Genomic DNA, 25,318 nt, shown 5'->3' with positions numbered 1-25,318 from the left:
ATGCTGGTGAGAGATCGCATGAGCAGGGATGTCGTTACCATCCCGAGCTCGGTCACCATCCTTGAAGCGCAGAAAATCATGCGGGAAAGCCGGGTACGGAGGCTTCCCGTGGTGGATCAGGGAGAACTCGTGGGCATCGTGACGTACAATGACCTCCTTGAGGCCTCCCCCTCAAAGGCGACCACGCTGAGTCGTTTTGAGTTGACGTACCTTCTGAGCAAAATGACCGTGGCCGAGATTATGACCCGCAACGTCATCACTGTCCCACCCGATGTCCCCATTGAAGAGGCAGCACTTATCATGCAGAAGCACCAGATTGGGGGTCTGCCGGTTGTGGAGGGGGGAAGAGTGGTGGGTATCATCACCGAGTCGGACATCTTTGAAGTCTTTGTGGAAACCCTGGGAATCAAGGAGGGAGGAACACGGATCACCCTGGAACTCCCACAAAAGCCGGGAGTGTTGCATGAAGTCACCGGAGTGATTAAAGAACACGGTATCAACATTCTGAGTCTTGCTACCTTCTACGAGGAGGGCAAACCCGAATACCGGTATGTCGTGGTGAGGGTCAACACGCTAACTCCTCAGGAGATCGTGGCCAGGCTCAGAGAGAAGGGTATCACTGTCACCCACGTCTGGATTGCTCCTTTGGGGGAGAGGGGCCATGTTCTTCCCGTATGATGGAAAGGCTACTGAGTTGCCTAAACCCGAAACGGAGAAGGAAGAGATACTCCTGAGGACAAAGGTGTTCGAGGTCGTTCGAAAAACATACCGTGGTGGCATGGAACGGATTTTCGTCCGTCACCGCGGTGCCGTGACCGTCATCGCCACCACCCCCAGGGGACGGATACTCCTTGTCAGGCAATTCCGTGCCCCTATCGGGGAATGGCTCTGGGAGATCCCGGCAGGGACCCTCGAAGAGGGAGAAGACCCGCTGCTCTGCGCCCAGCGGGAACTTGAGGAAGAAACGGGTTTCTCTTCCCCAGAGTGGTCCTACCTTTTCTCCGTGTGCCTCGCCCCAGGATACAGCAGCGAAATCATCCATTTCTTCCGGGCTCAGAATGCCCGTCCCCTTGAGGGAGACATTCGCGAGGGAGACGCTGACGAGGTCATCTACTACTTCGAGGTTTCCAGAGAAGAGGCGCAGACCATGCTTGCGGAGGGCATCATCAAGGATGCCAAAACCCTTATTGGCCTCCAGTACTGGCTCAGTGAGACGCCATGAGAGTGTTCATCGCACTCCTTGACGGTGTTGGCGTTGGCGCCCTCCCCGATGCCCATCTCTATGGGGATGAAGGGAGTCATACTCTGAGGAATACCGCCCTGGCCGTGGGTGGACTGCACCTCCCAAACCTCGAACGCCTGGGACTGGGTCTTTTCGAGGACATTCCGCACCTTGATCGGCCCAGCGCTCCTCTTTCGTGGTACGGGAAGATGCTTGAGCAATCACCAGGAAAGGACACCACAAGCGGGCACTGGGAAATCGCCGGGGTTATTCTGGAACGTCCTTTTCCCGTATACCCTCAGGGATTTCCTCAGGACGTCGTGGAGAAAATCGAAGAGGCCATCGGTCGGCCGATTCTTGGGAACAAGCCGGCCTCAGGAACAGCCATTATTGAAGAGCTCGGGGAAGAACACCTCCGTACCGGATTCCCCATCGTGTACACCTCAGCAGACAGCGTGCTCCAGATTGCAGCCCATGAGGAGGTTATTCCCCTTTCTGAATTCTATGCGATGTGTGAGAGGGTTCGGGCCATTATGACGGGAGAGCACGCCGTTGCCCGGGTCATTGCCCGGCCTTTTTCAGGGGATCCGGGAGCATTCTACCGGACTCCTTATCGCCGTGACTTCTCCCTTCCTCCGCCCCGCGAAACCATTCTCGACGTGCTTTCTCAGAAAGGGAAAAAGGTTGTGGGGATAGGGAAAATCTGGGACATCTTTGCCGGACGGGGAATTCCAGAGAGCTTCCCCACCAAGAACAACGAGGAAACCTTTGCCACCCTTCAGAAGATGGTGCCAAGAGGCGACGTCGCCCTTGTATGGGCAAACTTTAACGACTTTGACACCCTGTACGGCCACCGTAACAACCCCCATGGTTTTGCCCAGGCCTTAGAGGCGTGGGATAGAGAGCTTGAAGGTTTTCTCTCTTCTTTGGGAGAAGACGACATCCTCATCATCACCAGCGACCATGGATGTGATCCAACCACCCCGAGTACAGACCATTCCCGGGAATACGCCCTCCTTCTTGCCTTCTCCCCACGAACATCCCGGGGAGGGTGTTTGGGAATCCGCAAGACTTTTGCCGATGTGGCAGCTACCGTTGCCGAGCTCTTCGAGGTGAGGTGGCATGGACCAGGAGAAAGCTTTGCTCCGTACCTTGTATCACGATGACGTTCTTGAGTACCTCCGGAATATGGCAAGTGCTTCTCCCCTGCGCCCCCTGTGCGCCCTCGTGGCGGGATCGGGATGGGGCGGATGCGTTGAAGGAGAAACCGTTGAGGAATTCGCCCTCGCAAGGCTTCACCCTTCGCTTTGCCCAGGAGTTCCGGGGCACCGGGGAATTCTTCGCCTTGTGCACCTTCCCCAAGGCCACCTTCTCGTGGTCGAGGGACGCCTTCACCTCTACGAAGGATACGGACTTCCTGAAGTGCTTCTCCCTCTCACTTTTGCGCATTTTCTCGGTGTGCAGATTGTCATTCTCACCAACGCCTCAGGGAGCCTCTCCCCCTTTCTCCGCCCGGGGAGCATCCTGGTTTTGTCCGACCAGATAGACTGGACCTTCATCCCCGATTGTCTCCCCCGACCCGTCTTCGACGAAAAGCTCCGGTATCTGGCCCTGCGGGGAGCTTGGGCCTGCGGACTTTCTGCCCTTGAGGGCGTGTATGTGGGGGTTCTTGGGCCTTCTTTTGAGACGAAGGCAGAAATCCAGATGCTTGGATTCCTGGGAGGACACGCCGTAGGGATGTCAACGGTGAAAGAATCGAAGTGGGCAAGGGGCCTTGGCATGAAGGTTCTGGCCCTTTCCCTTGTGACCAACTGGGGAACGGGGCTCTCGCCATTTCCCCTCTCCCACGAGGAAGTCTTATCCCTTGCAGAAACCCGGAAGCCCCTCCTCAGAACATTCCTCCATCACCTTGTGACGGAGATTCTCCATGAAAATCGTTGTGAGTCATGAAGGAACGGATTTCGATGCCTTTGCCTCCATGTTTGCTGTGACCAAGGTTTTCCCCGGAACCCGTATTGTCCTCTGGGGGACGGTTAACCCCAATGTCCGGCACTTCCTCTCCCTCCACGGCACGTTCTTCCCCTTCCTCACGGAAAAGGACGTGGACTGGAACGTCGTGGAGACCATCTACGTCGTCGATACGGTATACCTTGAACGGCTGAGCAAAGCAGGTCACCTCATTCGGGAAAACCGGGTTGATTATTTTGTCTTTGATCACCACCCGGTGGAGGAAAAAGACGTTCCCCCGCGTGCGCTGCTCAGAAACCGCGGTGCCTGCACCACCATCCTGGTAGAAAAAATCAGGGAGGCAGCCTTACCCCTTTCTTCCCTTGAGGCCACCCTGCTCCTTCTTGGCATCTATGAGGATACCGGATCCTTTACCTTTCCCACTACGACCGCTTTTGACCTTCAGGCTGCGTCCTTCCTGCTCTCCCAGGGGGGGATGGTGAGCTACATCCCCCGGTTCACACGGGTGGTGCTCACGAAGGAGCAGGAAGAAGTCCTCAGGGCCATGGTCCGTGCCCTTACTGTAGAGGACATCAACGGTGTTCCCGTGCATTTCTGCGTTCTCTCTTTTCCACAGTATCTTGAGGGCCTGTCGCTTCTTGTGCACCGGCTCATGGAAATGGAGGACATAGAGGTCTTTTTTGGTATCTTTGCCATGGAGAACAAAGTCCATGTTATTGCGCGAAGCCGTCTTGAGGGAGTCAACCTCCATGAGATTCTCGGGAAAATCGGCGGAGGAGGGCATCAGAGTGCAGCCTCCGCTACCTTCCGCAACCGGAGCCCTGAAGAAGTCCAGGAGGAAATCCGCCGCCTCCTGTACCGGTCGGTTTCTTTTACCAGGGCCTTTGAGGTGATGTCGCATCCGGTGAAAACCGTTTCTCCAGAGACGACCATTGAGGAGGCCTTCGCCCTCCTTTTGCGCTTCGGTTTTTCTGGGCTTCCGGTCGTGGACAGGGAGGGGAAACTGGTTGGGCTCATTGCCCGAAGAGATGTGGAAAAGGCCCTGCACCATGGTCTGCGCTGGGCTCCCGTGAGGAGCTTCATGTCTTCCCAGCTCGTCACGGTGGGTCCTGAGGAATCCCTGGTCCGGGTACGGAATCTGATGGTGGAAAAGGACGTGGGGAGAGTGCCGGTGGTGAAGGACGGAAGAATCCTGGGCATCATTACCCGAAGCGATGTCCTGCGGGCCATGCACCAGAAGGAGAACCTTGTGCTCCAGCGCATGACCCGTGTGTCTTTAGCGGAAAAACTCTACCAGCACTTTGGACGGGATTATCTTCTACTCCTTGAGCAGGTGGCTGAAACTGCGAAGCGTGCCGGTATTAGGGTTTACCTCGTGGGGGGAGTGGTCCGGGACATTATCCTTGGAGTGCCCAATGAAGACCTCGACCTTGTAGTTGAGGGAGATGCCATCGCCTTCGCCCGTCTTCTTGGAAACCGCTTCAGAGGGAAGGTCGTTCCGTATCCCCCCTTTGGAACCGCCATTCTCTTTCTCCCGGACGGAAAGAGAATTGACCTCGCTTCGGCACGTCACGAGTTCTATGCCTTTCCCGGGGCTTCTCCCCAGGTGGAATACGCCAACCTCCGGCGAGACCTTTTCCGGCGAGATTTCACCGTCAACGCTATGGCCATCAGTCTCCACCCCGACAGCTGGGGGGAACTTTTTGATTTCTTCGGAGGCCTCAAAGACCTTGAGAAGGGCGTCCTCCGGGTTCTCCATCCCTTAAGCTTTGTGGAAGACCCTGCCCGGGCTATTCGGGCTGTTCGCTTTGAGGGGAAGTACGGTTTTTCCATCGAACCTTTCACCCTGAGTCTCTTGCAACAGACTGTCCGGGAGAGCTTCCTCATGAAAATCAAGCCAGACCGCCTCAAAGAGGAACTCTCCCTCATCCTCGCACTTCCCGATTTTCCTCGCTACCTTTTCCGAATGTACCAGCTCGATATGTTTCCCGCCCTCTTTCCCGGATGCATCTGGAAGAAGGAATTCGAGGCCATTTACAGGAGACTCCTGGACATCCTGCGCACCCATGACACCTCCTCCTGTGATCCTCTCCTTCTGAAGCTTTCGCCCCTTTTTGGTTCCATGGACCCGCAGTTCCTCGAGGACCTCAAAGCCAGGCTCTCTCTGTCAAAAAAGAGCGTTCAAAAAATCGCGACTTTCCACGAAAAGCGAGAGCAAACCTTAGCGGAGCTCTCCCAGGAATCCCTCAAAAATTCTCGGGTTTACCTCCTGTGCTCTGCCATACCCCTCGAATTCCTTTTCCTCCTTCTTGCCGAACACGAGGGAATGGTTCACAAGCGTATCGAGCAGTACCTCAGAGAATGGAGGAATGCAAGACCCATTCTTGATGGTCTTGCTCTTGAGGCCCTGGGCATCCCGAAAGGACCGATATATGGTAGAATTCTCCATGAACTTCTCCTTGCCCAGCTCGATGGAGAGGTCACAACTCCCAAAGAGGGGGAACATTTCGTACGGGCTTTTCTGGAGAGGATGAACAATGACCGGAAAAGAACGCATTTTTAGCGGTATGCGACCAACCGGACAGATGCACATCGGACACTACTTCGGGGTTCTGAGGAACTGGGTCCGTCTACAGCATGAGTACGAGTGCATCTTCGGGGTGGCCGACTGGCACGCCCTGACGACGTCTTTTGAGCACACAAAAGACCTCGAAACACACATGATTGACATGGTGACGGACTGGCTGAGCGTGGGAATTGACCCCCAGAAGTGCCTCCTCATGGTCCAGTCCCTTGTGCCAGAGCACGCTGAGCTCCACCTCCTGTTTTCCATGATCACCCCCGTGGGGTGGCTTGAGCGAAATCCGGTTCTCAAACAGCAGCTCCAGGACATGGGCCTCAAGGAAGCTGTAGGATACGGCCACCTGGGGTACCCGGTACTCATGGCCTCTGATATCCTCATCTACAAGGCGAGCAAGGTCCCCGTGGGGGAAGACCAGGTTCCCCACATTGAGATTACCCGGGAAATCGCCCGCCGGTTCAACAGTCTGTATGCTCCGGTTTTCCCTGAGCCTCAAGCTCTGCTCACTGACTCCCCTCGTATCCTGGGAATTGATGGGCGGAAGATGAGCAAAAGCCTCGGAAACCAGATTGGGCTTTCTGAGCCTCCCGGGGAGATTCGCCGAAAGGTTCTGGCAATGTTCACAGATCCCGAGAAAATCCGCAGGAACGACCCGGGACATCCTGAGCGTTGCAACGTTTTCACCTTCCACAGAGCCACTGGCAACGCAAGGGCGGAAGAAATCGAAAGGGATTGCCGGAGTGGAGCCCTGGGGTGTGTGACCTGCAAACAGGAACTGGCAGAACGCCTGATTCAGTTCCTCGAAGCCATTGCTCCACACCGGGGAGAATACGAGGGCAAACAAGAACTTGTACGAGAGATTCTCGTTGAGGGAAGCAGAAGAGCCCGCCTTCTTGCCCGGGAGACTCTGGAAGAGGCCCGAAGGGCCATGGGCATCCATTATGGAGTCGCGCGATAGAGCGTACTGGGAGAATCGTCTTGCTCAGTGTTCTTCTTTTCTTGAGCGAGCGGACGTTCTCGAAGAGCTCCTGAACTTTCTCCAGGAAGAGCTGGCGAAGGCCCTTGGGAACAGGGAAGAAGAACATGAAGAACCTCACAAAGAGCAGCATGAAAAGGACTTTCTCGAGCTCTTCGTGGAGGCTCTGGAAGCCCTCCAGAGGAGGGAGGAGAACACCATAGGCGCTCCGCCAGAGCGCCGAAAAGCCCTCGGTGCAGAGGTGGCTCATGATCCTTGCGCCCTCAGCCTCCAGGACCTTTTGGAACTCTACGGACTGTACCTTGGGGAAGGGGTAGAGGAGCGCCTGCCACTTCCCGACACCGAATTTGCACACCTTCTTGAAGAAAGGCGCAGGGTGATTCTCTCCCGGTGTCGCGAAAACCCCTTCCTTCCCATGGGGTACTTCTTCAGCGACTGCAAAAACAAAAAAATGACGATCGCCACGTTTCTTGTGCTCCTTGACCTGGTCTTCCGAAACATTTTGTTCATGCGGCAGGGGAGAAACGGAGAGATCCTCCTTGGATGGGCAGGACCGGAAAATGCTGCAGAATCTCCTTGAGGGATTGCTTTTCTCTTCCCCCCACCCTGTGAGTCTGGGGGAGATGGAACGGGTAACAGGGAGGAACGAGGAGGAAATCCTCCATGCTCTTCAGGAGCTCAAGCAATCCTATGAAGCCCGGGAGGGAGCATTGGCCATCCGAAGGGTGGGGAGGAAATGGCAGATGGTCGTCCGTCCTCAGTACGGGGCACTGCTTCGGGAACGTCTCCGTCGCAGTTTCTCAAGAACGCTTTCCCGCGGTGCCCTTGAGACTCTGGCCATTGTGTCTTTGTACCAGCCTGTGACGAAGGTCGATATCGACCTCAAAAGAGGAACGGACTCTACCCAGGCTCTCCGAACCCTTCTCAGAACAGGCCTTGTCACCGTCTGCGGAAGGAGTTCCGCTCCTGGTCGACCGTTTCTTTACCGGGTAACAGAGAAGTTCTTTCAGACCTTTGGGCTTGAGGGAGAGGAAGAACTCGAGAAGCTGAAGCGTCTTCTTGGGGAGAAAGGCTATGGAACGGCTCAACAAATTCCTGGCCCGGGCCGGAGTGGCCTCGCGGAGAAAATGTGACCAGCTCATCGCAGAAGGAAGAGTGACGGTGAACGGAATCGTGGTGACGAACCCGGCTACCCGTGTCTCGGAGAACGACCTTGTCCTTGTGGATAACGTTCCGGTGCGCCCGGTGGAACGCCATGTGTACGTTGAGCTCCACAAACCCCGTGGGTATCTCACGACCCTCAAAGACCCTTACGGACGGAAGACCATTGTTGAGCTCCTCCAGGATATCCCGTACCGGGTGTTCCCGGTCGGTCGCCTGGACCGGGACAGCGAGGGGCTATTGCTACTCACAAACGACGGGTTCCTCACGTACGTCTTCACCCATCCCAGGTTCGGTGTGGAGAAGAGGTACCTTGTCCATGTTCAGGGAGAGGTTCAAGCTGAAGACCTCGAAAGGCTCAAGGCGGGGATTCCTCGGGGGGAGGAATTCTACCGCATTGTGTCTGGTCGGGTGCTTGAGAAAAGAGGAGAAACCTCGCTCGTTGAGGTGGTGCTGACGGAGGGGAAAAAACACGAAGTCCGAATTCTCTTTGACGCTTTGGGTTTTCCCGTGATACGGCTCATCCGTGTAGGCATGGGACCTCTCACTCTGGACCCGGAGCTTCCTCCGGGGAAATGGCGGTATCTCCGGAAAGATGAGGAGGAGAGGCTCAGGGCGTACCTTGCGGAGCGGGGGCAGACGTGAAGGAAGAGAAAGGCCTTGTGCAGCTCTTCTTTGGAGATGGAAAGGGCAAAACCTCCGCGTCTTTGGGGGTGCTTTTGCGAGCCTCCGGGCATGGAAAGAAAGCCCTTTTCCTTGCCTTCTTCAAGGGGAGATTCTCGGGAGAGATCGCGGCGGTGCAGTTTCTTCCGGGAGTGGAATACTACCAGTTTGGAACCGGAACATTCATCCGGGACGGGGGCCCTGGACCTCTCGAAAGGCAGGAATTCCTCTGCGGCTGGCATATGGCCCGTCTGGCCCTCCTTGAAGGCACTCATGACCTTGTCATTCTTGACGAGTTCCCTTATGCTTTCTTCTGGGGACTCCTCACTTTTCAGGAGTTCTCCGAGGTTCTTGCTTCCCGAAAACCCTGGGTAGAAGTTGTCCTAACGGGGAGAAAGGTCCCCGAGGAACTCCTTGAGATTGCCGACCTTGTCTCTGAGATACGGAACATTCGCCATCCTCTTGAGAGGGGGATTCAGGCGCGAAGGGGGTTCGAATACTGAGTGAAGGTCGTACGTGGAATCCGGGGGGCAATAACGGTTGACCGGGATGAGCGAGAAGAGATCAAGCAGGCAAGCCTTGAGCTCTTCACCCAGATCCTTGCAGAGAACGAACTTTCCCCCGACGACATCGCGGGGGTCTTCATCACTGCCACACCGGATCTCAGGTCGGTCTTCCCTGCGGAGGTCATCAGGGAACAGGAATGTTTCCGCTATATCCCCATCCTCTGCGCCCAGGAAATGGACGTGGAGGGAGCTTTACAAAAGTGCATTCGAATGCTCGTCCTTGCCCACACTCCAAAAGGCCCACAGGAGGTTCGTCACGTTTACCTCCGCGGGGCCCAGTCCTTGCGGAAAGACCTTTGTCAGAGAGGAGGGAAGACGTGAGACGCGCTCTGGTTTTGCCCTTCCGGGGTACCCTTCAGGGGACAATCCTGTGTCCACGGGATAAATCCCTGAGTCATCGAGCAGCATTCATCGGGGCCCTGAGCGAGGGAGAAACTCACATCAGCGGGTTCTCCTTCTGTCGCGACTGTCTTGCAACGCTCTCCTGCATCCGCGCTCTGGGGGTTGAGGTTCACACTTTTCCCGAAGAGGGGAAGGTGGTCATCCGGAGTGGAGGGTTGTTTGCGCTCAGGGAACCAGAGGATGTCCTGAACGCAGAGAATTCGGGAACGACAATCCGTTTTATGGCAGGGATTGCTTCAGGAATCCGGGGGTTAACGGTCCTCACAGGGGATGAGAGCCTTCGCCGCCGACCGATGCGACGGGTTATCGAACCCCTCAGGAAAGCTGGGGTGGAGATTGGGGGGAGAGGGGGAGACCGTTTCCCCCCTCTCTTCATACGGGGGAAGGGCAGCGTCCTGCCTTTCCACCATGTCCTCGAAGTTCCCAGTGCTCAGGTGAAATCCGCACTCCTTTTTGCTGCACTGTGGGGAGAAGGGAAGTCCACCATTGTTGAGCCCCTTCCATCACGGAACCATACCGAGAATATGCTCCGGTATGTGGGCGTACCGCTTCACGAAGACCATGGAGTCATCACCATTGAGCCCCCCGGGAGCATCTCCGCCTCTTCCTTTGACCTTCCGGGAGACATTTCTTCGGCCGCCTTCCTCATGGCCCTTGCGCTCTGCATTCCCGGGAGTTCCCTCCTAATTCAGGATGTAGGACTGAATCCGACACGGGCAGGGTTCCTCCGGTGCCTTGAACGAATGGGTGGAAGGTACCGTGTGCTTGGGCGACGGAAAACCTTTGGAGAAGAGCGGGGGGATATCCTCGTTGAGCACTCCGAGCTTGTGGCCACATCTGTGGAGCCGGAGGAGATCCCCCTTTTGATTGACGAAATCCCCATCCTTGCCGTGATTGCGGCCAAAGCCAGGGGGACAACGGTCATCTCCGGCGCTCAGGAACTCCGGGTAAAGGAGAGTGACCGCCTTTTCGCCATTGCCCGGGGCCTGCAGTCCCTGGGGGTGAACGTCGGGGAAAAAGAGGACGGCCTCATCATCCGTGGCCCATGCGCCTTTCGGGGTGGAACCGTGCAGAGCTTTGGCGACCACCGGATTGCCATGAGCTTCATCATCGCCGGCCTTCTGGGTGAAGAAAACGTGGTGGTTGAGGACGTCGACTGTGTGGATGTGAGTTACCCTTCCTTTTTTACAGACCTTGGAAAGCTTGGCATCCAGAGTGTCACCGTCGAGGAGGCTCGCTAAAGGCCGTGAAACAGCATATCGCCATTGATGGCCCTGCCGGAGCGGGGAAAAGCACGGTTGCCCGGCTCCTTGCCCGACGGCTTGGTTACCTCTACCTCGATACCGGGGCTTTCTACCGGGCCGTAACGCTGCACTTCCTCGAACTCGGTCTGGAAAAGGAGGACCTGGAAAGGGGAGAAATTGCCCGTTTCCTCCAGTCCGTACGCATCGACATTTGCCCCGGGGACGAGACCAGGGTTTTCCTGAATGGTCGAGATGTTTCCCGGGACATCCGGACTCCTGAAGTCGACGCACTCGTCTCCTATGTGGCAAAAGCACCCGAAGTGCGGGACTTTCTCAGGGAAGTGCAACGGCACATTGCGCTCTCCCAGCCCTCGGTGGTCGAGGGAAGAGACATCGGAACGGTTATCCTTCCTGAAGCGGACCTCAAGGTTTTCCTCACCGCCCTCCCGGAGGTTCGGGCCAGGAGGCGATGGCAAGAACTCGCCTTGCGGGGGAAGAAAGTGGATTACAAGGTGGTTTTGAAAAATGTACTGGAGAGAGACAGCATCGATTCCCAGAGGTCCTGTGCTCCCCTGCAACAGGCTCAAGACGCGGTGGTCGTTGATACCTCACACCTCACTGTAGAGGAAGTGGTGGAGAAACTCTACATCCTGGCGACGGAGGGAAACCATGGAGGTTCGTGTGGCCACCTCTTTCGGATTCTGTAAGGGGGTACGGCAAGCCTTCGCGCTTGCGGAGCGCTCTTTTGAGCTTGGGGGTCCGGTGTACTTTCTGGGAGAGCTCGTGCACAACCACGACGCCATGGAAACGTTCCGTGCCAGAGGTGCCCGCATTGTCGAGAATCCCGAGGAGATTCCTTCCGGGGTTGTTGTGGTCACCCGGTCCCATGGGATACCGAAGGACGTACGGGAAGGACTCCTGAAGAAGAACGCGACCATCGTCGACACAACCTGCCCAAAGGTGAAACGGGTTCAGGTTCTGGCCCGGCGACTTGAGGAGGAAGGATACCACCTTGTGGTCTTTGGAAAGGCTTCGCACCCCGAGGTTCAGGCCCTTCTGAGCGTCCTCAAAAAGCAAGCGCAGGTCGTTGCAGCCCCAGAAGAGTGGCAGAAGGTCTTTGCTGTGGACCACCAGGGCCCCTTTGCCGTGCTGGCCCAGACAACCTTTCCCAGCGTTCTTTTGCGACAATTCGAGAACTGGGTTCGGGAGCAAGGCCTCTTGGGGGTTCGGATAGTCCACACCCTCTGCGATGAAACCGAAAAGCGCCAGAGGGAGCTTGAGCAAAACCTGGAACAAAATCCAGGGGATGTGGTTATTGTTGTTGGAGGAAAGCACAGTGCCAATACCCGTTCACTCTTTGTCCTTGCCGAAAGGCGAGGGGTGCCGGTGTTCTGGGTGGAGAACGCCGCTGAGCTCCGATTGCTTTCGCTTCCAAAGAGGGTATCGTTTTTCGTCACGAGCGGCACGTCAACTCCGGACTGGGTTGTTCAGGAAGTCGTCGCCTACCTCCAGTCCTTGTAGTGTTGGGGCTCTTTGGCCATGAGGGATAACCTTCCTCTCTGTGTCCTTGTCGGAAGGACGAATGTGGGCAAGTCGACCCTTTTCAACCTCCTTGTGGGTGAACGGGTCGCCATCGTGGACTCCACCCCGGGTGTCACCCGGGATTGGATTGAACGCGTGGTGTCAGTGAAAGGTCTTGCGATACGCCTGGTGGACACCGGAGGGATATCCCTGGGAGAGGAAGGGTTGCAAAAGGCGGTGGAGGAGCGTGTCTGGCGGCTCGTTGACGAAGCTCAGCTTGTCCTTTTTCTTGTCGACGGGCGGGTACCACTGACGAGAGTAGAGGCCGAGGTCATTGCCACACTTCGCAGGAAGCAGCGACCATTCTTTGTGGTGGTGAACAAACGCGAGGGCCTCACCCATGAGTCACCTCCTCCTGAGATTCTCGAGCTTGCGGGAGGAAAGGTTTTCCAGATTTCCGCAAAGCATGGAGATGGCATTGCCCGCCTCAAGGAAGCCATCTTCCGAGAACTCAAGGAATTCAGGAATCCCAAAGCCTCTACGATATCCCCTTCAGGAGGCATTCCTGTGGCCATTGTGGGGAAACCCAACGTGGGCAAATCAACGCTTTTTAATAGCCTTCTCGGGGAGGAACGGGCTATCGTGAGCCCGGTGCCTGGAACCACGAGGGATGCCGTTGAAGCCCCGTTGCGAGGATCTTACGGCTACTACCTTCTTGTGGATACCGCTGGCCTCCCCAGGAGGAAGAACATCCGGGATCGGGTCACGCTGTACGCAACGTTCCGGACCACGGAGCGCCTTGCCGACGCCGAGCTCTGTCTTCTTGTCCTTGATCCCTTTCAGGGTGTGACCCGCCAGGACCGGAGAATTGCCGGAGAAATTGCCCGACTGCACAAATGCTGTATCGTGTTCGTGAATAAAGTCGACGCGCTCCTTGCTAAAAACCCCAACCTGTCTCTGGCGGAACTCTGCAAGAGGGCCCGTGTCGACCTTCCCGCCCTCCACTATGCGGCATTCCGCGCCGGCTCAGCCCTTGATGCCTCCTCGGTTCGAGAAGAACTCCTCCCCCTCATGGCCGGTGTGGTCACCCGTTTCCACCAGACGGTTCGAGAAGACGTCCTCAATGGGAGAGTCCGGGAAAGGATTCACTGGCAGCTCTCTGTGCTCCCCAGAAGAAGGAAACCTCGCCTTGAGATGCTTCTCCAGCAGGGTGTAGCTCCACCCCATTTCCTCGCGGTGGTGGAGGGTGTCCGGGAAAAGGACGAGGAAGAACAGTGTCTGAACATCATCGAGAAGGTCCTGCGAGAGGAGATGGACTGGGAGGGTGTACCGCTTCGAATCACAGTGCAGCGAAAAGGAGAGAGAGTACCTCAGAGCGTACTGGAACTATCTCCAGAATGAACGACGGTGTTCTCCCCACACCCTGGAGAACTATTTTCGTGTTCTTGGTCAATTCGTGGAATTCCTGCGGACCCGGGGGAAAGACCTTTGTTTTGTGGACACCCAGGATGTGAATGACTTCTTCGTGCATCTCCGCGTGCACCGGAACTTAAAACGGATTTCCCAGAGTCATCGTGCTTCGGTCCTTCGGAGCTTTTTCCGGTTCCTGCGCCGCCGTGGTTTCCTCTCGGAGAATCCCTGCGATGGGCTTGGGCAGCTCCGCGTGGAGAAAAAGCTCCCCCAGTTTCTGACCCAGGAAGAAGTTGCAAAGATCCTCGATACCCTGAAACGGGAAAGAGATGAACATCCTGGAGACTTCTCTTGTGCAAGAAACTGGGCACTCCTTGAGCTCCTCTACGCAAGTGGTGTGCGGGTGAGCGAGGCTTCCCGGATAAGGCTCGAAGACATAGACTTCGCAAAAAACACAATCCGGGTGCGAGGAAAGGGGGGGAAAGAACGAATCGTTCCTTTCAACGAAGCCACAAAAAAGGCCCTGGAGACGTATCTTGAGCTGTGGAGCACCGCCTTCCCAAAAGCCGAATTCCTCTTTGTGAACCGCTCCGGAAAACCCCTCACGCCCCGGGGAATCAGGAACATCGTGGACAGTGCAGCAAGTAGAGCCGGCATCTGGGGAAAGAGGGTTTTTCCCCACATCTTCCGGCACAGTTTCGCTACCCACTTCCTTGCCGGCGGGGGTGAACTGCGCGTCATCCAAGAAGCTCTGGGGCATTCAAGTTTGTCCACGACTCAGGTGTACACTCACCTTGATTGGGATAAAATGAAAAAGGTGTACGAGAACGCCCATCCTCACGCCCGGAGAGCGAGGGAGAAAAAGACGTGATGCACGCAACCACTGTCATTGCCGTCCTGAAAGATGGAAAAGGCGCAATGGCCTGTGACGGTCAGGTGACCATGAACGAGGCCGTTCTGAAACGGGGAGCCAGGAAGATCCGACGGCTCTACCAGGACAGGGTACTGGCGGGCTTTGCAGGGAGTGGGGCTGACTGCCTGACCTTGCTTGAACGCCTTGAGGAAAAGCTCAACATGTACGGTGGTAATCTCCCCCGTGCAGCGATAGAACTGGCGAAGATGTGGCGTACCGATAAAGTGCTGCGCCAGCTGGATGCGCTGCTTTTGGCCATGGACACTTCCCATATCTTCCTTATCTCCGGTCGGGGTGATGTGGTCGAACCCGATGAGCCGGTGGCCGCCATTGGCTCGGGAGGAAACTACGCCCTGGCAGCGGCAAAGGCGCTTCTGCGCCACACCAATCTCGAGGCCCGGGACATTGCCCGTATCGCCCTCCAGATTGCCTCGGAAATCTGTATTTACACCAACGACAATGTCTTTCTGGAAACCTTAGGGGAGGAAAGAGCGTGATGGAGGAGAGTCTCACCCCGGAGGAAATCGTACGGGAACTTGATAAATACATCGTGGGGCAAAGCGAAGCCAAAAAGTGTGTGGCTATTGCCCTCAGAAACCGGATGCGACGGCGGATGCTCCCTCCAGAAATCGCTGAGGAAATCACCCCAAAGAACATCATCATGATCGGTCCGACAGGAGTTGGGAAAACAGAAATCGCCCGTCGTATTGCAAAACTCACCAATGCTCCGTTTCTGAAAGTGGAGGCGACAAAGTTTACCGAGGTCGGATATGTGGGCCGGGATGTGGAATCCATCATCCGGGATCTCACCGAGCTTGCCATTCGCATGGTGAAAAACGAACGCATCAAGACTCAGGAGGAGAGAGTGCGAGAAATCGTGGAGGAAAGAATCCTTGACGCTCTTATGGCCCAGGACTCTGGAAGGGACGAGGAAGCAGACCTCGAAAGCTCGCCCCGGGTGGATGTCGTATGGCCAACGGTCTCTGCTTCGCTCACCAGGACTCGGGAAAAACTCCGGGAGAAACTTCGCAGGAGAGAGCTTGAAGAACGTATCATTGAGATCGAGGTCGAAGAGAGCTCTTTTCCGGTGGAATTTGTGGCTGCAAGTGGCATGGAAAGTCTGGGCATTGACCTGCGGGACGTTTTCGGAAGCCTCTTCCCACCCCGAAGGAAGCGAAAGCGAATGAAGATCAAGGATGCCCGGGAGGTTCTTTTCAACCAGGAGGTTCAGAGAGCTATCGATATGGACGACGTCGTGCAGGAGGCCATCCGAAGGGTGGAGGAAACAGGCATCGTCTTCATCGATGAAATCGACAAAATCGTCTCCCCTCCAGGAGGGGGATACGGCCCGGACGTCTCCCGGGGTGGCGTGCAGCGGGATCTCCTTCCCATCGTTGAGGGCTCGACGGTTCTGACAAAACACGGCCCTGTTCGGACAAACCACATCCTCTTCATCGCTGCGGGAGCCTTTTCTCAGTCCAAACCCTCAGACCTTCTCCCCGAGCTCCAGGGACGTTTCCCCATCCGGGTAGAGCTCTCTCCACTCTCTGAAGAGGACCTGTACCGAATCCTCGTCGAGCCGTACAACTCCCTGGTGAAACAGTACAAGGCCTTGCTATCCACCGAAGGGGTTTCCATTGATTTTACCGAAGACGCTCTCCGCGAGATCGCCCACATCGCCTACTCGCTGAACGAAAAGATGGAGAACATCGGAGCGCGGAGGCTGTACACCGTTGTGGAAAAGGTCCTCCAGGACATCTCGTTCAACGCACCGCGTCTTAAGGGACAGCACATCGTGATCGACCGGGAGTACGTCAGAAAACAGCTCCAGGATATCCTCAAGGATGAAGACGTCACAAGGTACATTCTCTGATGAGGGGACTTGTGGCGTTCCTGCCCTTCGTGCTATACTTACCCAGGTTTTGAGCACGCATGCGGGGAACCCTCCGGTGCCTTTTCTGGTTCTCCCCGCAGAGGAAAAAACCGGAAGGAGGATCGGTCTATGGCTGTTGTTACCATGAAGCAGCTGCTTGAGGCAGGGGTCCATTTTGGCCACCAGACCCGACGATGGAACCCCAAAATGAAGCCGTATATCTTCACCGAGCGGAATAATATTTACATTATCGACCTGCAGAAAACCGTCGAGCTCACCGAAAAAGCGTACAACTTCGTGAAAGAACTCGCCCGCCAGGGTGGTACGGTGCTCTTTGTGGGGACGAAAAAGCAGGCTCAAGAAGCCATCCAGCAGGAAGCTCAGCGCTGTGGCATGTTCTACGTCAACCAGCGCTGGCTGGGCGGCATGCTTACGAATTTCGCCACCATCCGGAAGAGTATCGAACGCCTGAAGAACATTGAGGCCATGGAGGCCAGAGGGCTTCTGGAGAAGCTCCCGAAAAAAGAGGTCATGCAGCTTCTCAAGAGGAAAGCCCGCCTGGTGAAGTACCTGAGTGGTATCCGGGATATGGAACGCTTACCCGATTGTCTGTTCATCGTCGATCCCCGCAGGGAGCGAAATGCCGTTCTCGAGGCCCGTCGTCTGGGGATCCCCATCGTTGCCATCGTGGACACGAATTGCGACCCAGATGAAATCGACTACGTCATCCCGGGCAACGACGACGCCATTCGTGCCATCCGTCTTTTCGCCTCTCTCATTGCCGATGCCGTTATTGAGGGCCGGCGGCTGGCCACAGAGGGCGCTGATGTTGTGCCTACCACGGGAGTCGCCATCCCTGAGGAAACCCAGGAGGAGGCTTCAGCCATCCTTGAAGAACTTGAGGAGCTTGAGGAGGAAGAACAATGAGCGTCAACAGCAAAGACATTTTAGAACTTAGGAATCGAACCGGTGCAGGGGTCATGGACTGTAAGAAGGCCCTTCTCGAGGCAGGGGGAGACCTGGAAAAAGCTTGCGAGATTCTCCGTCGGAAAGGCATCGAGATTGCAGCAAAAAAGAAAGAACGCACCACCCGGGAGGGGTTGATTGGCGCCTACGTCCACACGGATGGGAAAATCGGAGTGCTTGTTGAGGTGAACTGTGAAACAGACTTTGTTGCCCGAACAGAGGAATTCCGAAACCTCGTCAAGGAGCTCTCACTGCAGATCGCCGCGCAGGCACCTCGCTGGATTGCCCCCGAGGACGTTCCTGAGGACATCCGAAAGAGGGAGGAAAGCTTCTACTGGGAAGAGCTCAAAGAAAGCAACAAGCCCGAGGAAGTGAAGCGGAAGATTGTGGAAGGAAAAATGAAGAAGTTCTACGAGGAGCACTGCCTCCTCGAACAGGAGTACATCCGTGACCCTGAGAAGAAGGTGAAGGACCTTCTCGTTGAGGCCATCGCCAAACTCGGGGAGAACATCGTTGTGCGGCGTTTTGTCCGCTTTAAGCTGGGTGAAGGAGATGACGAGTGATTCATTGCGCTTCAGAAGAATCCTTCTGAAACTCTCGGGGGAGGCACTTAAAGGGTCTCTCCCTTCGGGAATCGATACGCAGGTGCTTGCTTACCTTGCAGCGGAAATCGATGCTGTTCGATCCCTGGGTGTTGAGGTTGCCGTGGTGGTGGGAGGGGGGAACATCTTTCGGGGAAGGAGTGCTGGAGAAAAGGGCATCAGTCGGGTTACAGCAGATTACATGGGCATGCTGGCTACAGTCATCAACGCCCTGGCTTTGCAGGATTTCCTCGAAGAGCGGGGAATCCCAACCAGGGTGCAGACAGCGATTGAGATGCGAGAGGTAGCAGAACCTTACATCCGGAGAAGGGCCATCCGGCACCTCGAAAAGGGAAGAGTGGTGATCTTTGCCGGTGGAACGGGGAATCCATATTTCACCACCGATACCGCTGCAGCTCTGCGGGCTGCGGAAATCAAAGCCGATGCCCTCCTGAAAGCCACAAAGGTTGACGGAGTGTACGAGGCGGATCCTGCCTTTCACAAAGACGCCGCAAAGTTCGACACTCTTGATTACCTTGAGGTCCTCAATCGGGGACTGAAGGTTATGGATTCCACCGCTGTTTCCCTGTGTATGGAAAATCACATCCCCATCATCATCTTTAATATCAACCAGGCAGGAAATCTCCAAAAGATTGTCACGGGGCACAAGGTTGGAACGCTTGTGGGGAGGGAAAAGTATGAATGAACTCCTGAAACCCCTTCTGAAGGACGTTGAAAAACGCATGAAGCAAGCAGTGAACGTCGTGCGGGAGGAACTCTCCCATGTTCGCACCGGCCGGGCGTCTCCTGCACTCGTTGAGCATCTTGAGGTAGAGTACTACGGTACGACGGTGCAGCTCAAACAAATCGCCTCCATTACCACACCTGATGCTCGAACCATTCTCATTCAGCCCTGGGATCGCAACGCCCTGCCGCTCATTGAGAAGGCCATCTGGAAATCCGACTTGGGCTTCAACCCCACGGTTGACGCCACCGTCATACGAGTGAATCTCCCCCCACTCACCGAAGAACGAAGGAAAGAGATCGCCAAGATGGCCAAAAAGATTGTGGAGGATGGGAAGGTGGCGGTACGGAATCTCCGCCGGGAAGCCAACGAAGAAGTGAAGAAAATGGAGAAAGAAGGCAAAATCTCCGAGGACGAGAGCAAATGGGCCCAGGCTGAGATCCAGAAGCTGACCGATGAGCACGTTAATGAACTTGACGGTCTATGGGAGAAGAAGGAAAAAGAGATTATGAGCGTGTGAGCGCTCTCCTGCAGCATGTGGCCATCATTATGGATGGGAACGGGCGGTGGGCTGAGCGCCGGGGACTTCCCCGCCTTGAAGGGCATCGAAGGGGTCTTGAAACGGTACGGGTTATCGTTGAAGAAACGGGACGCCTGGGCATTCCGTTCCTGACGCTGTATTCTTTCTCCACCGAGAACTGGAGGAGGCCGCTCCAGGAAGTTCAGGGATTGCTTGCACTTTTTGAAGAGGCGATACTCCGCTATGGAGAAGAGCTGAAGAGAAACAACGTTCGTGTTCGTTTCCTGGGACGTCGGGATGGTCTTCCAGAACATCTGAAGGCCATGATGCACGAGCTTGAAGAGCAAACGGCAATCAACCAAAGTCTTACCCTGAACCTTGCCCTGAATTATGGAGGAAGGGATGAGATCCTTCGGGCAGTGCAGCGTTTCCAAAAGGCACAGGGAGACTGGTCCACTCTGAGCGAGGAAACGTTTCGCGTCTTCCTGGACACGGAGAACCAGCCTGATCCTGATCTCCTCATCCGTACCGGAGGTGAACGGCGTATCAGCAATTTTCTCCTCTGGCAAATCGCGTACACTGAACTCTGGTTCACTGACACCCTGTGGCCGGATTTCACCGTCTCCCATTTCCACCAGGCGCTCGAAGATTTCGCCCGGCGAAAAAGGAAGTTCGGAGGTCTCGGTTGAGCAAAGCCGTGGTTCTCCAGGCCGACCTCAGGACACGAACGATGACCATCGCCATCTTTCTCCCCTTCTTCCTGGTGCTGGTTCTTGTAAGCAGAATCACCCTTGTGGGGCTTTTCGCCGTCCTTTCCTTCCTGGCCTTCCAGGAATACTGGAAGATCGCCACGGGTGAAAAGAAACTTTTCGTCGCTTTCCTTTCGGGTATTGTGCTTTTCTGGACATACGCGTCGCCCTGGGTCACCCAGAACCTGCAACTTCTCGGGTGGTACGGTATTGCCCTTTTCCTTGCCGGGTGGGCAGTGCAGGACACCAAAAAGTGCCTTGAACGGATGGGTTTCTTCCTCTTTGGGAACCTGTACTGTTTTGTTCTCCCCCTCTTCTGGGTGAGAATCGGTTTAGAGTTTTCTCCCTGGCTTCTCCTCTTCTTCGCCCTTCTTGTGTGGATCAACGATACCTGCGCCTACCTTTTCGGAACCCGGTGGGGAAACCACAAGATTGCCCCCTCCTTAAGCCCCGGAAAAAGCTGGGAAGGGTTTCTTGGAGGAGCGGGGAGCACAGTCCTTGGAAGCGTCCTCGTCGGTTTTCTCGGGAGATTGCCCCTTCCATGGTCTTGCCTCTGTGGAGCAGTCATCCCTCCGGTAGCCCTTCTTGGAGATATGTTTGAGTCTGCCCTGAAGCGGAGAAGCAGTGTCAAGGACTCCGGAGAGCTGTTCCCCGGACACGGAGGCATTCTGGACCGTTTCGACGCCTTTTTCGCCGTTGGACCTTTGGTGTACCTTCTTGCTTTGTTCGGGAGAGGATGACCATGCGCGTTGCACTCCTTGGGTCTACAGGCTTTCTCGGAGAACAAATTCTCGAGGTCCTCAGCGCACACCGGGACTTCGAGGTTGTGCTCCTCGGGGGTTTCCGCAATGTCCTAAAACTCCTCAACCAGGCAACTTCCTTCCGTCCTCGGTACGTTTACAGTCCTCACCTTGAGGGACTCTCCGTCCCCTGCCATTGCCATACCCTTACCTCTTGCGAAGAACTTGAAGCAGTCCTTCTTTCTGATGAAGTGGAAGGGGTCTTCTTTGCCGCAAGTGGTATCGCCTTTTTCGAGATCTTTCTTAAGCTTTTGCGAACAGGGAAAACCACCTGGGTGGGAAGCAAGGAACTCCTCATTCTTGCGGGAGACCTGGAGGGCAGTGGGTTGCTTCTGCGGTATCCCCATCTCATTCCTCTGGACAGCGAGCACAATGCCCTGTGGCAGATGCTCCGGTTGCTCCCCAGGGAAGAGATCGCCAAAGTGTATATCACCGCTTCCGGAGGACCTTTCTACGAATGGCAGGGGTCCTTTGCTGACATCACCCCCGAGATGGCCCTGGCCCACCCGAACTGGAAGATGGGAACCAAAATCACCGTGGACTCCGCAAACCTGGTGAACAAAGGCCTTGAGGTGATGGAGGCCTTTTTCCTTTTCGATATCCCCCAGGAGAAAATCGACGTGCTCGTCCAGCGTGAAAGCGTGGTCCACGCCCTGGTAGAGATGAAAGACGGCTTTGTCTTTGGGGTTTTTGCTCCTCCTGACATGCGCCTCGTCATCCAGAACGCCATTTCCCCAAGAAGACTCGAACATCCTTTCCAGCGCCTTCGCTTTGCGGAACTCCGTACCCTGCACTTTGATTATCCGGTCTCCCAAAGATTCCAGGGTTTTTATCTGGCACTGTACGCCCTCTCCAAGGGCCAGGGTTATCCCACGCTTTTTTGCGGCGCTGACGAGGCATGCGTGCATCATTTCCTGACACGGAATATTTCCTTTGAAGACATTCCCTCGATTCTGGAGCAGGTTCTCGACCACGACGTATCTCCTCCCCGGAGTGTCTCTGAGGTCCAGCGCCTCTTCCAGCTAGGGTTCTCTCAGGCCGAGGCACTGATCCGTCAAAGGAGCATCCTGCGGTGATCACCGTTTTCGCCTTTATCTTCGTCCTGAGCCTCCTTGTTCTCGCCCATGAGTGCGGTCACTTCCTCATGGCTCGCCGTTTCGGGATCAGGGTCCTGCACTTTGCCCTGGGATATGGACCGAAAATCGTCTCCTGGATGTGGAGAGATGTGGAGTTTTCTGTCCGAATGCTCCCCCTTGGGGGATACGTCCGCATGGCAGGGATGGAGGGGAGTCTCATCGAGGGTCCAGGGGAATTTTCCGTCCCCTCTTCGGAGCGCTTCGATACGAAACCCCTCTGGCAGAGAAGCCTCGTCGTCCTTGCCGGTCCCCTGATGAACCTTCTCCTCTCGGTGTTTCTCCTCTTCATCGTCTTCAGCATTTCAGGCATTCCCACAGGGCGAATCGCGGTTCTTGAGGTCATGCCCGGTGGTCCCGCCGAAAGGAGCGGCGTCCAGAAAGGGGATGTCCTCATCGCGGTGAACGGAAGACCGGTGGAACGCATAGAAGAGGTCACCCAGACCATTGCCACAAGCCCGGGGAAGACCATAGTCCTTACCATGGAGCGAAGAGGGAGCATTGTGGAGATTCCCGTGGTCCCCGAATGGAGTCCAGAGGAAAAACGGGCCCTTATCCGGGTGGTGTTCGGTGGAGAGAACAGGAGGTATCATCCCCTGGTGACGGTGGCAAAAAGTGCCGTGACGGTGTTTGAATGGTTTGTGCTGAGCCTTCTTGGAGTTCTGTACACCATCATGGGAAGATTCCCTCTTGAAGTCACCGGACCCTTAGGCATAGCGCAGATGGCAGGACAGGCGGCGGCTTTTGGTTTTGTGAACCTCCTGGCCTTCGCAGCAGTGATCAGCGTTTTTCTGGCCCTCTTCAATCTCTTTCCTATCCCGGTTCTCGACGGAGGTCACCTTCTCATTTTCCTCTACGAGAAGGTGAGGGGTCGGCCCCTTGAAGAGGAAAAGAAAGGTATAATATATCTCATCGGTATCGTCTTTATCTTTCTCCTCTCCGTTTTCGTCACTTATCAGGATGTTCTCAGAATTGTAGCGGGGAAATGAAGCGGCGGAGAACTCAGGAAGTTCCTCTCGGCTCCCTGACAGTTGGAGGAAGTTCCCCTGTCTGGGTAGAAGCCATGGGAAGAAAGCACCCAGGGGAGTGGGTGAGCTGTCTGCAGGAGATTGAGGAGGCCTTCTCCCAGGGCTGCGAGATTTTCCGAGTCGCCGTTTTCGATGAGCGTGGCGTTTTTGGTCTTCGAGAAATCAAAAAACGAAGCAGAGACCTTCCTCTTGTAGCAGATATCCACTTCACGCTCCAGTTTGCTTTCCAGGCCATTGAGGCTGGAGTTGATGCAGTACGCATAAATCCTGGTACCGTCCATGACGCCGGTCTTCTGGAATCCCTGATCGACTTTGCCCGGGACCGGGGGGTCACGCTTCGCATCGGGGCGAACACGGGTTCTCTTCCCCCATCCCTGCGCGGGAAGAAAAGAAACGAAGCACTGGTTGAGAGCGTTGGTCTGTGCGTGGAGTTAGCGGAAAAGAAAAACATGCGCCGCCTGATCCTCTCGGCAAAGTCCCCCGACATCGAGGAAACCGTAGAGGTGTACCGGAGGCTGAGCAGAGTCTTTCCGTATCCACTGCACATCGGGCTGACCGAAGCAGGAGGTGGGCTTGAGGGCATCGTGAAATCTTCTGTAGCATTGGGAGTGCTCCTTGCCGAGGGCATTGGAGACACCCTCCGGGTGTCTCTGACGTCACAAAGCCCTGTTCTTGAAGTGAAAGTAGGATGGGAAATCCTTGAAGCCCTCAACATACGGTCACGGGGCGTGACCGTCATCTCCTGCCCGACCTGTGCCCGGGTCAGGGGAAATGTGGTATCATGTGTCCAGAGGTTCCGAAGGGCCATCGCGCCCTTAGAGAAAGTCGCTGGAAAGACACTGCTAAAGGTTGCCATTATGGGGTGTGAAGTGAACGGTCCGGGAGAAGCCAGGGAAGCCGATTTTGGTCTTGCCTTAAGTTCGGGTGGGAAAGCGGTGCTTTTTGTCCGGGGTACGGTGACCGCCGTGGCACCACAGGAAGAGGCCCTGGAAAAACTCATCGATCTCGTCAGGGAAGCAATCCAGAAAGGGGAGGAGAGAAGCCGGTGAGGATGTCCTTGCTTTTTGCCCCAACCATGAGGGAAGACCCCCAGGAAGCGGAGGTTGTAAGCCACCGCCTGATGCTCCGGGGAGGATTCATCCGCCAGCTCTCAGCCGGGGTGTATACCTTTCTGCCCCTGGGGTGGCGAACACTGGAGAAAATCACCCGCATCGTCCGGGAAGAAATGAACCGGGCAGGGGGTCAGGAGCTCCTTATGCCCGCCATGCAGCCCGCAGAGCTCTGGAAAGAAACCGGTCGCTGGGATCTGTATGGACCAGAGCTTGTCCGCTTCCAGGACCGGAGAGGAAGGGACTTTTGCCTTGGTCCCACCCACGAAGAGGTCATCACCGATCTTGCCCGGAGGGAAATCCGCTCGTACCGTCAGCTTCCCCTCATGCTGTACCAGATCCAAACGAAGTTCCGGGACGAAATCCGCCCGCGCTTTGGCATCATGCGGGCACGGGAGTTCATCATGAAAGACCTCTACAGCTTCGATCGAGACGTGGAAGGGCTTCGAGTAAGCTATCAGAAAATGTACGAAGCGTACTGCCGCGTTTTCAGCCGTTGTGGGCTCCAGTACATTGCCGTTCCGGCGGAAAGCGGGGTGATTGGAGGAGACGTTTCCCACGAATTTCTCATCCTCGCAGAATCTGGGGAGGAGAAGGTCTTCGTTTGCCCAAGCTGTAACAATGCCACCACGGTCGAGGAAGCCGTGTGCCCCCAGTGTGGAGGTTGTTTAGAGGAGAAGCGGGGTATTGAGGTCGGCCACATTTTCCAGCTGGGAACAAAGTACAGCGAACCTATGAAAGCCTATTTCGTGGACCGGGATGGGAAAGAAAAACCCCTGGTTATGGGTTGCTATGGAATAGGAATTGGGCGGACCATGGCAGCGGCCATCGAAGCCAACCACGACGAGAAAGGCATCTGCTGGCCGATCTCTCTTGCACCCTATGAGGTTGTGGTCATTCCGGTCAATATGAAAAAGGAAGGGCATCGCCAGGCAGCTGAAGAACTGTACGGGAAGCTGTGCCAGTCCGGCTTTGAGGCCGTCATTGACGACAGGGAAGAAAGCGCAGGGTACAAATTCACCGAAGCAGACCTCATCGGCTTTCCCCTCCACATTATTGTGGGAGAAAGGATGGAACGGAGCGGAAGGGTTGAGGTCAAGCTCCGTAAAACTCATGAGCGCTTTGAGGTCCAGAAGGACGACGTGTGTGAGCTCCTTGAAAAGATTCGAAAGGAGCTTCTGGGGTAG

General features: G+C 55.8%; 28 protein-coding genes. All 28 read left to right on the top strand.

Features of this window, described 5'->3' with window-relative positions; genetic code table 11:
* The 28 genes from ACP6EK_RS08000 to proS all read left to right on the top strand — a co-directional run bounded on the left by ACP6EK_RS08000 (position 1) and on the right by proS (position 25,318).
* Entirely contained in the window at positions 1 to 678 is a 678-nt protein-coding gene (locus ACP6EK_RS08000; RefSeq protein ID WP_438315063.1) for a CBS and ACT domain-containing protein, read from the top strand.
* Complete coding sequence (locus tag ACP6EK_RS07995) at positions 662 to 1,222, top strand: NUDIX hydrolase (RefSeq protein ID WP_438315060.1); 561 nt, start codon at positions 662 to 664, stop codon at positions 1,220 to 1,222. Before ACP6EK_RS08000 ends, ACP6EK_RS07995 begins: the two co-directional genes overlap by 17 nt.
* A gap of 2 nt (positions 1,223 to 1,224) precedes the next feature.
* On the top strand, positions 1,225 to 2,388 hold the full coding sequence (locus tag ACP6EK_RS07990; RefSeq protein ID WP_438318959.1) for a phosphopentomutase: 1,164 nt from the start codon (positions 1,225 to 1,227) through the stop codon (positions 2,386 to 2,388).
* Positions 2,345 to 3,172, top strand: a complete 828-nt coding sequence (locus ACP6EK_RS07985) for a purine-nucleoside phosphorylase (RefSeq protein WP_438315057.1) — start codon at positions 2,345 to 2,347, stop codon at positions 3,170 to 3,172. The genes ACP6EK_RS07990 and ACP6EK_RS07985 overlap by 44 nt, the downstream gene beginning before the upstream one ends.
* The gene (locus ACP6EK_RS07980; RefSeq protein ID WP_438315054.1) at positions 3,150 to 5,753 is read left to right on the top strand and encodes a CBS domain-containing protein; all 2,604 of its coding nucleotides are present in this window, start codon (positions 3,150 to 3,152) and stop codon (positions 5,751 to 5,753) included. The genes ACP6EK_RS07985 and ACP6EK_RS07980 overlap by 23 nt, the downstream gene beginning before the upstream one ends.
* A gap of 22 nt (positions 5,754 to 5,775) precedes the next feature.
* Positions 5,776 to 6,729 carry a tryptophan--tRNA ligase gene (trpS, locus tag ACP6EK_RS07975; RefSeq protein WP_438318957.1) on the top strand — a complete coding sequence of 318 codons (954 nt, stop codon included), beginning with the start codon at positions 5,776 to 5,778 and terminating at the stop codon, positions 6,727 to 6,729.
* Positions 6,713 to 7,327 carry a hypothetical protein gene (locus ACP6EK_RS07970; RefSeq protein WP_438315052.1) on the top strand — a complete coding sequence of 205 codons (615 nt, stop codon included), beginning with the start codon at positions 6,713 to 6,715 and terminating at the stop codon, positions 7,325 to 7,327. The genes trpS and ACP6EK_RS07970 overlap by 17 nt, the downstream gene beginning before the upstream one ends.
* On the top strand, positions 7,308 to 7,880 hold the full coding sequence (scpB, locus tag ACP6EK_RS07965; RefSeq protein ID WP_438315049.1) for an SMC-Scp complex subunit ScpB: 573 nt from the start codon (positions 7,308 to 7,310) through the stop codon (positions 7,878 to 7,880). The genes ACP6EK_RS07970 and scpB overlap by 20 nt, the downstream gene beginning before the upstream one ends.
* Positions 7,822 to 8,553 carry a pseudouridine synthase gene (locus ACP6EK_RS07960; protein WP_438315047.1) on the top strand — a complete coding sequence of 244 codons (732 nt, stop codon included), beginning with the start codon at positions 7,822 to 7,824 and terminating at the stop codon, positions 8,551 to 8,553. The genes scpB and ACP6EK_RS07960 overlap by 59 nt, the downstream gene beginning before the upstream one ends.
* Positions 8,550 to 9,074, top strand: coding sequence for a cob(I)yrinic acid a,c-diamide adenosyltransferase (locus tag ACP6EK_RS07955; protein ID WP_438315044.1), 525 nt, complete (start codon positions 8,550 to 8,552; stop codon positions 9,072 to 9,074). Before ACP6EK_RS07960 ends, ACP6EK_RS07955 begins: the two co-directional genes overlap by 4 nt.
* Positions 9,075 to 9,458 carry a chorismate mutase gene (aroH, locus tag ACP6EK_RS07950; RefSeq protein ID WP_017872927.1) on the top strand — a complete coding sequence of 128 codons (384 nt, stop codon included), beginning with the start codon at positions 9,075 to 9,077 and terminating at the stop codon, positions 9,456 to 9,458.
* Positions 9,455 to 10,780 (top strand): 3-phosphoshikimate 1-carboxyvinyltransferase, encoded by a 1,326-nt coding sequence (gene aroA / locus ACP6EK_RS07945; RefSeq protein ID WP_438315040.1) that lies wholly within the window; start codon positions 9,455 to 9,457, stop codon positions 10,778 to 10,780. Before aroH ends, aroA begins: the two co-directional genes overlap by 4 nt.
* Positions 10,781 to 10,785: 5 nt before the next feature.
* Entirely contained in the window at positions 10,786 to 11,490 is a 705-nt protein-coding gene (cmk, locus tag ACP6EK_RS07940; protein WP_438315037.1) for a (d)CMP kinase, read from the top strand.
* Positions 11,453 to 12,304: a 4-hydroxy-3-methylbut-2-enyl diphosphate reductase gene (gene ispH / locus ACP6EK_RS07935; protein WP_438315035.1), complete on the top strand. Its 852-nt coding sequence runs from the start codon at positions 11,453 to 11,455 to the stop codon at positions 12,302 to 12,304. Before cmk ends, ispH begins: the two co-directional genes overlap by 38 nt.
* Before the next feature lie 63 nt (positions 12,305 to 12,367).
* Complete coding sequence (gene der / locus ACP6EK_RS07930) at positions 12,368 to 13,705, top strand: ribosome biogenesis GTPase Der (RefSeq protein ID WP_438315032.1); 1,338 nt, start codon at positions 12,368 to 12,370, stop codon at positions 13,703 to 13,705.
* Positions 13,629 to 14,585: a site-specific tyrosine recombinase/integron integrase gene (gene xerA / locus ACP6EK_RS07925; RefSeq protein WP_438315030.1), complete on the top strand. Its 957-nt coding sequence runs from the start codon at positions 13,629 to 13,631 to the stop codon at positions 14,583 to 14,585. The genes der and xerA overlap by 77 nt, the downstream gene beginning before the upstream one ends.
* Entirely contained in the window at positions 14,585 to 15,124 is a 540-nt protein-coding gene (gene hslV / locus ACP6EK_RS07920) for an ATP-dependent protease subunit HslV (RefSeq protein ID WP_438318954.1), read from the top strand. Before xerA ends, hslV begins: the two co-directional genes overlap by 1 nt.
* Positions 15,124 to 16,500 carry an ATP-dependent protease ATPase subunit HslU gene (gene hslU / locus ACP6EK_RS07915; protein ID WP_438318952.1) on the top strand — a complete coding sequence of 459 codons (1,377 nt, stop codon included), beginning with the start codon at positions 15,124 to 15,126 and terminating at the stop codon, positions 16,498 to 16,500. Before hslV ends, hslU begins: the two co-directional genes overlap by 1 nt.
* Before the next feature lie 129 nt (positions 16,501 to 16,629).
* Entirely contained in the window at positions 16,630 to 17,427 is a 798-nt protein-coding gene (rpsB, locus tag ACP6EK_RS07910) for a 30S ribosomal protein S2 (protein WP_017873255.1), read from the top strand.
* A complete protein-coding gene (tsf, locus tag ACP6EK_RS07905) occupies positions 17,424 to 18,029 on the top strand; it encodes a translation elongation factor Ts (protein WP_438315027.1) in 606 nt (201 codons plus the stop codon). Before rpsB ends, tsf begins: the two co-directional genes overlap by 4 nt.
* On the top strand, positions 18,019 to 18,753 hold the full coding sequence (pyrH, locus tag ACP6EK_RS07900; protein WP_438315024.1) for a UMP kinase: 735 nt from the start codon (positions 18,019 to 18,021) through the stop codon (positions 18,751 to 18,753). Before tsf ends, pyrH begins: the two co-directional genes overlap by 11 nt.
* Positions 18,746 to 19,312, top strand: coding sequence for a ribosome recycling factor (frr, locus tag ACP6EK_RS07895; protein ID WP_017889494.1), 567 nt, complete (start codon positions 18,746 to 18,748; stop codon positions 19,310 to 19,312). The genes pyrH and frr overlap by 8 nt, the downstream gene beginning before the upstream one ends.
* Entirely contained in the window at positions 19,309 to 20,001 is a 693-nt protein-coding gene (uppS, locus tag ACP6EK_RS07890; RefSeq protein WP_438315022.1) for a polyprenyl diphosphate synthase, read from the top strand. The genes frr and uppS overlap by 4 nt, the downstream gene beginning before the upstream one ends.
* Positions 19,998 to 20,801 carry a phosphatidate cytidylyltransferase gene (locus ACP6EK_RS07885; RefSeq protein ID WP_438315019.1) on the top strand — a complete coding sequence of 268 codons (804 nt, stop codon included), beginning with the start codon at positions 19,998 to 20,000 and terminating at the stop codon, positions 20,799 to 20,801. The genes uppS and ACP6EK_RS07885 overlap by 4 nt, the downstream gene beginning before the upstream one ends.
* Before the next feature lie 2 nt (positions 20,802 to 20,803).
* Positions 20,804 to 21,937, top strand: coding sequence for a hypothetical protein (locus ACP6EK_RS07880; RefSeq protein WP_438315016.1), 1,134 nt, complete (start codon positions 20,804 to 20,806; stop codon positions 21,935 to 21,937).
* Positions 21,934 to 22,983 carry an RIP metalloprotease RseP gene (gene rseP / locus ACP6EK_RS07875; protein WP_438315014.1) on the top strand — a complete coding sequence of 350 codons (1,050 nt, stop codon included), beginning with the start codon at positions 21,934 to 21,936 and terminating at the stop codon, positions 22,981 to 22,983. The genes ACP6EK_RS07880 and rseP overlap by 4 nt, the downstream gene beginning before the upstream one ends.
* Positions 22,980 to 24,071, top strand: coding sequence for a flavodoxin-dependent (E)-4-hydroxy-3-methylbut-2-enyl-diphosphate synthase (gene ispG / locus ACP6EK_RS07870; RefSeq protein ID WP_438315012.1), 1,092 nt, complete (start codon positions 22,980 to 22,982; stop codon positions 24,069 to 24,071). Before rseP ends, ispG begins: the two co-directional genes overlap by 4 nt.
* Positions 24,068 to 25,318 (top strand): proline--tRNA ligase, encoded by a 1,251-nt coding sequence (gene proS / locus ACP6EK_RS07865; RefSeq protein ID WP_438315010.1) that lies wholly within the window; start codon positions 24,068 to 24,070, stop codon positions 25,316 to 25,318. The genes ispG and proS overlap by 4 nt, the downstream gene beginning before the upstream one ends.

Origin of the sequence: Candidatus Caldatribacterium sp. SIUC1 (genome assembly GCF_051549785.1) — a bacterium.
In the GTDB taxonomy this organism is placed as follows: domain Bacteria; phylum Atribacterota; class Atribacteria; order Atribacterales; family Caldatribacteriaceae; genus Caldatribacterium.
Note: the sequence above shows the minus strand (reverse complement) of the source record. Positions and strands in the feature narration are given on the sequence as shown.